This is a genomic window from Aeromonas sp. ASNIH7 (genome assembly GCF_002903485.1).
Classification (GTDB): Bacteria; Pseudomonadota; Gammaproteobacteria; order Enterobacterales; family Aeromonadaceae; genus Aeromonas; species Aeromonas caviae.
Window position 1 is genome coordinate 1,891,680 of sequence record NZ_CP026226.1, and the last position, 8,321, is coordinate 1,900,000.

General features: G+C 57.4%; 3 protein-coding genes, 1 tRNA gene and 3 rRNA genes (1 of these 7 only partly in view). All 7 read right to left on the minus strand.

Annotation, left to right across the window (positions count from 1 at the left end):
* Positions 1–29: 29 nt before the first annotated feature.
* Entirely contained in the window at positions 30–485 is a 456-nt protein-coding gene (locus C2U47_RS08965; RefSeq protein WP_049637045.1) for a beta-galactosidase subunit beta, read from the minus strand.
* Positions 482–3,568 carry a beta-galactosidase subunit alpha gene (gene ebgA / locus C2U47_RS08970; RefSeq protein WP_049637046.1) on the minus strand — a complete coding sequence of 1,029 codons (3,087 nt, stop codon included), beginning with the start codon at positions 3,566–3,568 and terminating at the stop codon, positions 482–484. The genes C2U47_RS08965 and ebgA overlap by 4 nt, the downstream gene beginning before the upstream one ends.
* Before the next feature lie 321 nt (positions 3,569–3,889).
* Positions 3,890–4,855, minus strand: coding sequence for a transcriptional regulator EbgR (gene ebgR / locus C2U47_RS08975; RefSeq protein ID WP_041214116.1), 966 nt, complete (start codon positions 4,853–4,855; stop codon positions 3,890–3,892).
* A 164-nt stretch (positions 4,856–5,019) separates the two neighbouring features.
* Positions 5,020–5,134, minus strand: a 5S ribosomal RNA gene (gene rrf / locus C2U47_RS08980).
* 23 nt (positions 5,135–5,157) lie between these two features.
* Positions 5,158–5,233: transfer RNA gene (locus tag C2U47_RS08985), tRNA-Thr, on the minus strand.
* A gap of 47 nt (positions 5,234–5,280) precedes the next feature.
* Positions 5,281–5,395 (minus strand): 5S ribosomal RNA (gene rrf, locus C2U47_RS08990).
* A 121-nt stretch (positions 5,396–5,516) separates the two neighbouring features.
* A 23S ribosomal RNA gene (locus C2U47_RS08995) occupies positions 5,517–8,321 on the minus strand; it runs 84 nt beyond the window's last position.

Genomic DNA, 8,321 nt, shown 5'->3' on the forward strand with positions numbered 1-8,321 from the left:
GGCTTTGTCAGTGCAGAACCGGCGGCTTGTTATTTGTTTTTGAAGTAGCCGCCTTCGACGGTGACCTTGATGATCAGCTTGCGCACCGGGCTGTCGCCTGCGAACCGGTAAGCCTCGTCGTTCTCGAAGATCACCACCTGACCGTTGCCGACTTGCTGGCGCTCGCGCACCTCACCGGCCAGCCACTCGCGGTCCGTGGTGTCGTCATAGGCCTGCTCGACCCCCAGCTCCGACTTGGGGGCCCACTCCACCGTCTCTTCCCCTTCCAGGTAGTAGTGAACGTCGAAGTAGCGGCGCTGCCCCTCGAACAACGAGGTGGCCGGGCTGGCCCCCTCCTGCAAGCGGTAGGTGAGGGAGTCACCGATGGAGTGACAGATGCCGGGCTTGAGGTTCGGCAGGTTGTTGATGGCCTCCACGCAGCGGCCCCACTTCTTGCCCTCCCGGTAGATGTTTTTGAACAGGGTCAGGTTGTCCAGGGTGATCATGCGAGGTTCCTCCCGCCGTTGATGGTGAGATCGAGCCCGGCCAGCGCAGCCGGATTGAGGTTGCCACGGGAGATGGGCAGCAGGGTCAGGCCGAAGCTGAACGGCTCGAAGCGCACCCGCCAGGAGTCCAGCACCTCGGAGCCCCAGGAGTTGGAGCCGAGCCCCACCACCCTGTAATCCAGGTTGAGAGTGAGATAGCCACTCGGTTCCAGCTCGTTGATGTGTTGCGCCGCATGGATGTGCTCCCAGCTGTAGGGCCAGACGCTCAGGTTGATGGGGGCATCAGGCCGCACGTAGAGACCGGCGCCGTGACGGTTGGTCAGGGTCGCCCAGCGCACCTGCTGGCGGTTGCCGTTGTCCTGCGGGAAGGGGTAGTGCTCCCACATCTCGCTGACTGTGCTCTGGAAGCTGTCGATCCAGTTGCTCTGGCGGCTGTCCTGATAGTTCTCGCCCGGCCCCATACCGTAGTAGTGCACCCGGTCGAGATCCTGACGAATGCCCAGCTCGAAGCCGATCTTGGGGATGATGTCGTCATAGCCGCCGTAGGGCTGGCCGGACAGAGCCACGTGCAGCTGACCGTTCCGGCTCAGGGTATAGACGTAGCGGCAGCGCATGCCAAAGTCGAACACCGGCGGTGCGATCAGACTCTCCACCGTTACCTCGACCGCCTCACCCAGCTGGCGCCAGCTTAAGGTGCGGAAGTGCTCCTGCATGATCTGCAGGTGGTTCGGGTGCCACAGGCTCTCGTACTCCTGCTTGTGGTTGTCGATCATCGGCTTGAAGAAAGTGAGGCGCGGGGCTCGCTCGATGAGCTCGATACCATCCTGCTGCCAACTCACCAGCTTGCCGTCGAGGCGCGAGAAGCGCAGGGCAAAGCCGCTGCCGCTCAAGGTCAGCGTGAGGCGCTCATCGGCAATATGCAACGGGGTGGCGTTGGGATTGGCAAAGGGCTGCAGCTGGCGAGTCGATACCTTCAGCTGGAACTGGTACTGGCCCAGCTCGTGCTCCGCCGCGCTGTAGCGGGTCGCACTGGCCTTGATGACCCGCAGCTGGACGAAGGTTTCCCGCCCATCGAGGGATGGCAGTTCGAGCTGCAACTCGGTGGTGGCACCGGGGGCCACCCCTTCCAGCCGGATTTGCTGGCTGGCCAGCAGTTCGCCCTCGGCCTTCACTTCGACCAGCAGGCGGATGTCGTCGAGAGTGGAGAACCAGTAGCGGTTTTCCACCGCCAGCTTGCCGCTCGCCAGATCCAGGGCGCGCACCTTGACCGGGCAGATCACCTGCTTGTATTCGCGCAGCCCCGGCCCCGGGGTCTGATCCGGATAGATGAGGCCATCCATGCAGAAGTTGTAGTTGTTGGGGTAGTCGCCGTAGTCGCCGCCGTACTTGTAGACCGGGCGGCCCTGCTCGTCCTGATCCAGAATGCCGTGATCGCACCACTCCCAGATATAGTGGCCCTGAATGTGGGGATGGCGGTCAAACACCTGCTGGTATTCGCTCAGGCCACCCGGGCCGTTGCCCATGGCGTGGGCGTATTCGCAGAGGATACGCGGCTTGGCCATCGGGAACTCGCCGAAGCAGTTCATCTGGGAGACGCGGGAGTACATGGTACTCACCACATCCACCACCTCGGCATCGCGATCCTCTTCGTAGTGCACCAGCCGGGTCGGGTCGATCCCCTTGCAGCGCTGGTACATGGCTCTGATGTTGCAGCCGTAGCCGGACTCGTTGCCGAGCGACCAGATGATGATGGAGGGGTGGTTCTTCTGGGCGTGCACGTGGCGCTCGATGCGATCCACGAACACCGGCTCCCAGAAGGGATCGTCAGTGATGCGGCTGAGATCGCCGACGTTGGCAAAACCGTGGGTCTCCACATCGGTCTCTGCCATCACGAACAGGCCGTACTGGTCGCACAGCTCGTAGAAACGCGGGTCGTTCGGGTAGTGAGCGGTGCGCACCGAGTTGAGGTTGTGCTGCTTCATCAGCACGATATCGCGCTCCACCCGATCCATGCCGACCGCACGGCTCTTGAGGTGGTCGTTGTCGTGGCGGTTCACCCCGTGCAGCTTGAGGTAGTGGCCGTTGACGTAGAAGAGGCCATCCTTGACGGTGATTTCACGCACCCCGACCCGCTGCGGGATCACTTCCAGCAGCTCGCCCTGACCGTTGTAGAGGGAGAGTTGCAGCTGGTAGAGGTAAGGGTCTTCGGCACTCCACAGATGGGGGTTGGCCAGATCCAGCGTGAAACGGCAATCACACTTGCCGTCGATGGCGAGATGGTCGAGCGAGCCGCTGGCGATCTCGCTGCCCTGATCCAGCAGCGACCAGACCAGACGGTGATCACGGGCTGGCGCACCAAGATTTTCCAGCTGGATATCGCAGCTCAGGGTGGCGCTCTGGCCGGCAATCTGATTGCCATCGGCCAGCGCGGTGCGGATAAAGAAGTCCTGCACATGGGCGGCCGGTTTGCCCACCAGGTAGACGTCGCGGAAAATCCCCGCCATCCACCACATGTCCTGATCTTCGATATAGGTGGAGTCGGCCCACTGCATCACCCGCACTGACAGCAGGTTTTCGCCAACCTTGGCGTAGGCGCTGATATCGAACTCGGCGGTGAGGCGGCTCCCCTTGCTGAAGCCGACATAGTGGCCGTTTACATAGACCTCGAAGTAGGTCTCCACCCCGTCAAACTTGATGATCACCTGCTCGCCGTCCCAGGCCGGGCTCAGCGTGAAGCTGCGCTGATAGGCGCCGGTGGGGTTGTTGGTCGGCACGAAGGGCACATCGATGGGGAAAGGAAAACCTTCGTCGGTGTACTGCAGATTGCCATGCCCTTCCATCTGCCACATGTTGGGCACGGTGATCTGGCCCCACTCGTTCATGGGGCTGTGATAGAAGGCCTCCGGCACCTGCAGAGGATGGTCGAAGTAGTGGAACTGCCACTGGCCGCTCAGGCTCAGAAAACGGCGGCTCAGCTCGCGCTGCATGGTGGCCGCCAGCCCGTGATCGGCATAAGAGAAGAAGTAGGCGCGCGGAGCCAGCCTGTTTTCACCAATGAATTGGACGTTTTCCCAGTTATTCACATGTCCTCCCGGAACAAGGCAACGTTAACTGGGTAAACTCTAGATAAATATTTACTAAATATCAGTTTTGAATAGGTAAAGTTTTAACCTGATCACAGTGAGCGGATGGTTTTGTGAGCGAGATCAGAAGCGGGAGACAAAGGAGGGCAAGGTATAGATGAGTGGCATGGATGTTGATGATAGCTGGCTGAATAACAGTAAAATCAACTATAAAACAATGTGATGTGACGTCATTGGATGATATGGCAAAGCAGTGTACTTGGGAGGAGTGTCGCACCACCGCAAGATGGTGCGACTAAAATGCAGGGTATTTTACTAAAATCAGCGCGTGGTGCCACGCAGGGTCAACTTGCTCGGTACCAGCACCCGGAGTGGAATATCACGCTCGTCACGCAGCCGTTCGACCAGCAAATTGACCCCCTGGGAGCCCATCAACTCGGAGTGGATCCGCACCGTTGAGAGCGGCGGGAAGGTGAACTTGGCAGTCGGAATATCGTTGACGCTGATAAGCTCGATCTGCTGGGGAATCGCCAGTCCCTTCTCGTGGATGGCACGCAGCACACCGATGGCGATGGAGTCGGAGGCGACAAACAGCGCCCTGGGCCAGTCACCGGCCAGCATCTCCTTCGCCAGCTTGTAGCCGGAAGCGCTGGAGAAGTCTCCGCGATAGAGGTCGCTCTCCTGTACCACGCCAAGCCGCTGGCCATAATCCCGGAAAGCCAGTTCCCGCAGATCCGGGCCATCATCCTGGCCACCGATATAGCCGATGCGCTGATGGCCCTCGGCGATGAAGAAGTCCACTACCTGCTGGCTGATGAGTGCCAAATCAACGTCAATCGAGTCAAAATCCCCCTGAGAGCGGCAATCCACGAACACCAGCTGGGCAGACAGGCCGCGCAGCACGGCCAGCCGTTCTTCCGGCAGATGGCCGATGACCAGGATGCCATCGACGGCAGAGAGCTCACGCCCCTCGGCACCGTTGTAGCAGTGGGCCAGCTCGATGTTGAGGCGGGTACACTGGGTCTCGATACCGTAGCGGATGGCCAGATAGTAGGGATCGTTGACCTCGGTGCTCTGGGGATAGGCGTAGACAGCCAGGAGCTGCAGCTTGCTCTTGTGCACTCCTTTGCGGGCGCTGCTGGTCTTGTACTCCAGCCGCTCGGCAATCTCGAAGATCTTCTGCCTGGTCTCGTCCTTGACGCTCAGGCTGGGATCCTCGTTCAGCACACGGGATACGGTAGCAAGCGATACCCCCGCCTCCTGTGCAATTTCCTTCAACGTAGCCATCAATACCTCGCAGGCAGCATCACGTGTTCATCGGGCAACGGCTAAAGAGTAACGAGCAATCCCTTGATAGCCCAGCATTTTTACTGAAATAGAAGCAGGGAATTGAGGCGGGAGGACAGAAATGCAAAAAGGCCTCCCGTATGGGAGGCCTCTTCTGAATAGGTGCCTGACAGTGTCCTACTCTCGCATGGCGAATGCCACACTACCATCGGCGCTACCGCGTTTCACTTCTGAGTTCGGCATGGGATCAGGTGGTTCCACGGCGCTATTGCCGTCAGGCAAAAGCTTGTACTGCTTGAAAATGGTGCTGATACCCAGAATCGAACTGGGGACCTCATCCTTACCAAGGATGCGCTCTACCGACTGAGCCATATCAGCACACTAACCGGTAAAGACCACGCTCAATGCGTAATCTAAAATTGGGTGCCTGGCAGTGTCCTACTCTCGCATGGCGAATGCCACACTACCATCGGCGCTACAGCGTTTCACTTCTGAGTTCGGCATGGGGTCAGGTGGTTCCACTGCGCTATTGCCGCCAGGCAAAATCTTAATCCAGAAAGCTGACGTGAATAACGACTTCGCTAGTTGCTTGTCATTACCACTGAATTTGTAAGTAGTTCGCTCATTCGCTACAAGGCCAGAAACACTTCTTGGGTGTTGTATGGTTAAGCCTCACGGGTAATTAGTATGGGTTAGCTCAACGTATCGCTACGCTTACACACCCCACCTATCAACGTTGTGGTCTCCAACGGCCCTTTAGGACCCTCAAGGGGTCAGGGATGACTCATCTCAGGGCTCGCTTCCCGCTTAGATGCTTTCAGCGGTTATCGATTCCGAACTTAGCTACCGGGCAGTGCCACTGGCGTGACAACCCGAACACCAGAGGTTCGTTCACTCCGGTCCTCTCGTACTAGGAGCAACTCCCTTCAATCATCCAACGCCCACGGCAGATAGGGACCGAACTGTCTCACGACGTTCTGAACCCAGCTCGCGTACCACTTTAAATGGCGAACAGCCATACCCTTGGGACCGACTTCAGCCCCAGGATGTGATGAGCCGACATCGAGGTGCCAAACACCGCCGTCGATATGAACTCTTGGGCGGTATCAGCCTGTTATCCCCGGAGTACCTTTTATCCGTTGAGCGATGGCCCTTCCATTCAGAACCACCGGATCACTATGACCTACTTTCGTACCTGCTCGACCTGTCCGTCTCGCAGTTAAGCTGGCTTATGCCATTGCACTAACCTCCTGATGTCCGACCAGGATTAGCCAACCTTCGTGCTCCTCCGTTACTCTTTGGGAGGAGACCGCCCCAGTCAAACTACCCACCAGGCACTGTCCGCGGCCCAGATTCATGGGCCTGCGTTAGAACATCAAACATACAAGGGTGGTATTTCAAGGACGGCTCCAGCGCAACTGGCGTCACGCCTTCAAAGCCTCCCACCTATCCTACACATGTAGGTTCAATGTTCAGTGCCAAGCTGTAGTAAAGGTTCACGGGGTCTTTCCGTCTAGCCGCGGGTACACCGCATCTTCACGGCGAATTCGATTTCACTGAGTCTCGGGTGGAGACAGCATGGCCATGGTTACACCATTCGTGCAGGTCGGAACTTACCCGACAAGGAATTTCGCTACCTTAGGACCGTTATAGTTACGGCCGCCGTTTACCGGGGCTTCGATCAAGAGCTTCGCTTGCGCTAACCCCATCAATTAACCTTCCGGCACCGGGCAGGTGTCACACCCTATACGTCCACTTTCGTGTTTGCAGAGTGCTGTGTTTTTGATAAACAGTCCCAGCCATCTGGTCACTGCGACTCCCGACAGCTCCATCCGCGAGGGACTTCACCATCAAGAGCGAACCTTCTCCCGAAGTTACGGTTCTATTTTGCCTAGTTCCTTCACCCGAGTTCTCTCAAGCGCCTTGGTATTCTCTACCCGACCACCTGTGTCGGTTTGGGGTACGATGACTTGTAATCTGAAGCTTAGAGGCTTTTCCTGGAAGCAGGGCATCAATGGCTTCCGCACCGTGGTGCGTTCGTCTCGTGTCTCAGTGTTGTGTCTCCGGATTTGCCTAGAAACACCACCTACGCACTTTCACCAGGACAACCGTCGCCTGGCCCACCTAGCCTTCTCCGTCCCCCCATCGCAATTACAAGTCGTGCAGGAATATTAACCTGCTTCCCATCGACTACGCCTTTCGGCCTCGCCTTAGGGGTCGACTCACCCTGCCCCGATTAACGTTGGACAGGAACCCTTGGTCTTCCGGCGAGGAGGCTTTTCACCCCCTTTATCGTTACTTACGTCAGCATTCGCACTTCTGATATCTCCAGCATACCTCTCGATACACCTTCGCAGACTTACAGAACGCTCCCCTACCACTCACGCTTAGCGTGAATCCGCGGCTTCGGTGCCTGGTTTGAGCCCCGTTACATCTTCCGCGCAGGCCGACTCGACTAGTGAGCTATTACGCTTTCTTTAAATGATGGCTGCTTCTAAGCCAACATCCTAGCTGTCTAAGCCTTCCCACATCGTTTCCCACTTAACCAGAACTTTGGGACCTTAGCCGGCGGTCTGGGTTGTTTCCCTCTTCACGACGGACGTTAGCACCCGCCGTGTGTCTCCCGGATATTACTTACTGGTATTCGGAGTTTGCATGGGGTTGGTAAGTCGGGATGACCCCCTAGCCCAAACAGTGCTCTACCCCCAGTAGTATTCGTCCGAGGCGCTACCTAAATAGCTTTCGGGGAGAACCAGCTATCTCCGAGTTTGATTGGCCTTTCACCCCCAGCCACAGGTCATCCCCTAACTTTGCAACGTTAGTGGGTTCGGTCCTCCAGTTGATGTTACTCAACCTTCAACCTGCCCATGGCTAGATCACCCGGTTTCGGGTCTACACCTTGCAACTAGACGCCCAGTTAAGACTCGGTTTCCCTACGGCTCCCCTATACGGTTAACCTCGCTACAAAATGTAAGTCGCTGACCCATTATACAAAAGGTACGCAGTCACCCCGAAGGGCTCCCACTGCTTGTACGTACACGGTTTCAGGTTCTATTTCACTCCCCTCACAGGGGTTCTTTTCGCCTTTCCCTCACGGTACTGGTTCACTATCGGTCAGTCAGGAGTATTTAGCCTTGGAGGATGGTCCCCCCATATTCAGACAGGATGTCACGTGTCCCGCCCTACTCGATTTCACATCAAGGTCGTTTTCGTGTACGGGGCTATCACCCTGTATCGCCGGCCTTTCCAGGACCGTTCCACTAACTTCCAAGATGCTTAAGGGCTAATCCCCGTTCGCTCGCCGCTACTGAGGGAATCTCGGTTGATTTCTTTTCCTCGGGGTACTTAGATGTTTCAGTTCTCCCGGTTCGCCTCGCTACGCTATGTATTCACGTAGCGATACCTAGCTTATGCTAAGTGGGTTTCCCCATTCGGAAATCCGTGAGTCGTAATGTCTCTTACCGAC